Origin of the sequence: Prevotella sp. MGM2, assembly GCF_002933955.1 — a bacterium.
Classification (GTDB): Bacteria; Bacteroidota; Bacteroidia; order Bacteroidales; family Bacteroidaceae; genus Alloprevotella.
On record NZ_BEWW01000250.1, the window covers coordinates 1 to 2,994 of the forward strand.

1 protein-coding gene is annotated in these 2,994 nt (G+C 46.5%); it reads left to right on the forward strand.

Features of this window, described 5'->3' with window-relative positions; genetic code table 11:
- Window positions 1–150 precede the first annotated feature (150 nt).
- Window positions 151–2,799, forward strand: a complete 2,649-nt coding sequence (locus C5S62_RS06305) for a TonB-dependent receptor (RefSeq protein WP_104404552.1) — start codon at window positions 151–153, stop codon at window positions 2,797–2,799.
- Window positions 2,800–2,994: the final 195 nt, after the last annotated feature.

Below are 2,994 nucleotides of genomic sequence, written 5' to 3' on the forward strand. Positions count from 1 at the left end.
ACTTTCTGAGGCTGTAGCGGATGGCCGCCTGCGGTATTCCTCCCCTTCCAATCCCGTCTTGGACGGTGACGGGAATGTCATCGAACTCACCCGTAAGTTCTACAGTCCGTTGGAATTGGAGTAATTATTGGTTTATTTCGCTTTATCATTATGCTGAGATTTATACTTTTTATATTTATATCCTGTTGGGTTGAAAGTGTATATTCCCAGTCCCGCATAGCCGGACGGGTGACAGGAGAGGACGGTAAGGCTCTGACGATGGTGATGGTAAGAGCTTATGACGCTTCGGATGCGAATTTGCTTGTTGCTTACTCGAAGACCAATCAGCAAGGTGTTTACGTGCTGATGGTAGGCGAAAATAAAGGCAAGGATATCGAAATCAGATTCAGTTCGATGGGGTATTCTCCGGTGTCGAAGCGTGTGGAGAATAAATCAGCAACCCTTGACGTGCAAATGAAAGAGAGTACGGTAAAGTTACGCGAAGCTTCTGTCAGGGCTCCTACCGTTCGTCAGCATAGCGACACGCTGGTGTATAGTGTGGGCAATCTCAAAAGTAAGACAGACCGGAATATGGAAGATGTCATTCGTCGCATTCCTGGGGTGCAGGTTGACAATAACGGTAGAATTAATTATAATGGGAACCCCATTAACCGTTTTTATATTGAAGGCGTTGATATGCTTGACGGCCGCTATACGCTTGCCACCCGTAACTTGCGGCCTGACGATATTGCCTCGGTCAGCGTATATGAGCGCCATCAGCCGGTGAAACTGTTGCAGGGTATGGAGAGTTCCGACAGAGCCGCTCTTAATTTGCGCCTGAAGAAGTCGCGCCTGAGCAAACCCATAGGTAACGCCTTGTTGGGCGTGGGGTGGGGTGATGGTTTCAGATGGAACGGCGATTTGTTCACCATGTTGGTGGGTTCCCGCCGTCAACATCTGATAGCATTGAAAGGTAATAACTTCGCACAGAATTATACTAGTGAATCTTCTTCTTTCTATGACACAGGTGCCTATTCTTTCAATCCGCCTCAGACATTGGCGGACAATCTCTTTCCAGAGCGTCCGTTTGGTTCGCCATCGGTTCCAGAGAACCGCTATCTCGATAACAACTCCGCATTGGGTTCAGTCAATAATATTTTCAAATTAAGGGAAGGACTTACCCTGTCTGTGAATGCGGGTTATTCCATGGCAGATAATGAATATTCTCTTGCCTCGCAGACGACTTATGCTCTTGCAGATGGTAGTGAGGTGACAGTCACGGATGACAACCGGAGTGACTTCATGCAGCATCAGGGATGGTTCGGCATGAAATGGGAGCGAAACGATTCTTTGCGTTATTTGCTCAATACGCTCAATGTGAAAGGGCTATGGCGACAGGGGAATTATGCTCTTTCCAGTAAACATGTGCGCCAGCATAATAGGCAAAAGGCCTTTGATGTTACGGATTATCTGGAGTGGATGATACGGAAGGGTAAGCGTACCATGCAGGTGTACAGTTACTTCGCACTTGCCAATACGCCAGCTGGCAGTATGAGCGCTACATGGCTGGAGTCCGATAGCGCGCAAAGTCAACAGGCTGAAGGACTGAAGTTCTCCATGCGTCATTCGACGAGTTTAGGATGGGGTTTGGGTAAGAACGGTCGTGGCGGAAGTCTTAAAATCGGATTTGTTGTTGACGCAGATTACGACAGACTGGAACTGGTCGGAGAGGCGTGGCCCGCTGAAGCCGGAACTTCAGACACAAAGCAAACATTGTCTACGGCCGATGGCTATACCGTGCGTACTAGTATCGGGCCTTCTTATGAAAAATATGTGCGTGGTTTTTCGGTAAAGGTGGCACTGCCTGTCAGCATGTACAACCTTTGCTATCGCAACAAAACCAATAATCGGAAAAATAGCCGCCATCGTCCTTATTTACGGCCAAGCATAGAGGTGAACATTGGCCGGATTATGCATACCTGGTTGACGTTGACCGCTGATTATGAGTATAAACCCAGTCCTCTTACATTGTATATTTCCGAATCTGTGTATACTTCTTATCGACAGTTGACTATGCTCGGGAGCGGTATGCTGACAGATCGTAAAGATTTTAGACTTAATGGAGGTTTTTTCTGGAATGATGCGCTCAATGGCCAGAATATCCGTCTGAGTGGCGGATACACCCGTTCACAGGCCGGACAGATTCACAATACGCTTATCGGGGAAGACGGCTCGCTTTCTACGCAGGTGAAGACTGATAATAGTCTGTCCCACTTGTGGCAGGCAGCAGCCTCATTCTATAAAAATATTTATGTTTCCCGTCTTAGTTTCCGTTTGCAGGGTGGTATCAGCGGTTCCCGTTCGCCCATGATGCGGCAGAATGAGCGTACCGATACAAAAGCATTTTCTTGTCAGATTGTAGCCTCGGCAGAGCAAAACTATTTAGACAATCGTCTTTCGGTGGCTCTTATAGGATCATGGCAGCGTTTTACCAATCGCTTGGGAAGATTGTCTTCGGTGTGTATTGATAATTATTCCTCTGTGGCACGCTTGTCCGTCCGTCCATTTAAGTACTTTGAAGTGTATGGGCAGGGCGAGATGAAAACCGGCCGGAGTTCTGTTGCGAACATTCCCGTGCAGTGGTATGTCGATGGAGGCATTCGTTATGTCATGAAGAAGATGGAATTTTCCTTTAATGCACGCAATTTGCTTAATGAACGCTTATATACCAATCGGTATTTTAATGCTTCGGATGTTACGGTTTATAGTTGTCGGCTTCGTTCCGCTGAATGTCTTTTCACTGTAAGATTTACTTTATGATGGCGTGAGAGTAACTTCATGTAGAGACGTGCCGCTTCATTTCAGAAATGAAATACAGTCTTAGTTTTCTATATTATTTATCAACCTTTTAATACCTTAAACGACATGAAAAAGATTTTCCTTATAGCCGGTTTCTTGTTGTCTTCCCTTTCCGCTTCTGCGGTTCAGTTCCGGATAGTCTGTTGTGATGGTAGT

Coding starts and splice junctions, on each gene's coding strand:
- C5S62_RS06305 (WP_104404552.1), top strand. CDS start 151: ATGCTGAGATTTATACTTTTTATATTTATATCCTGTTGGGTTGAAAGT.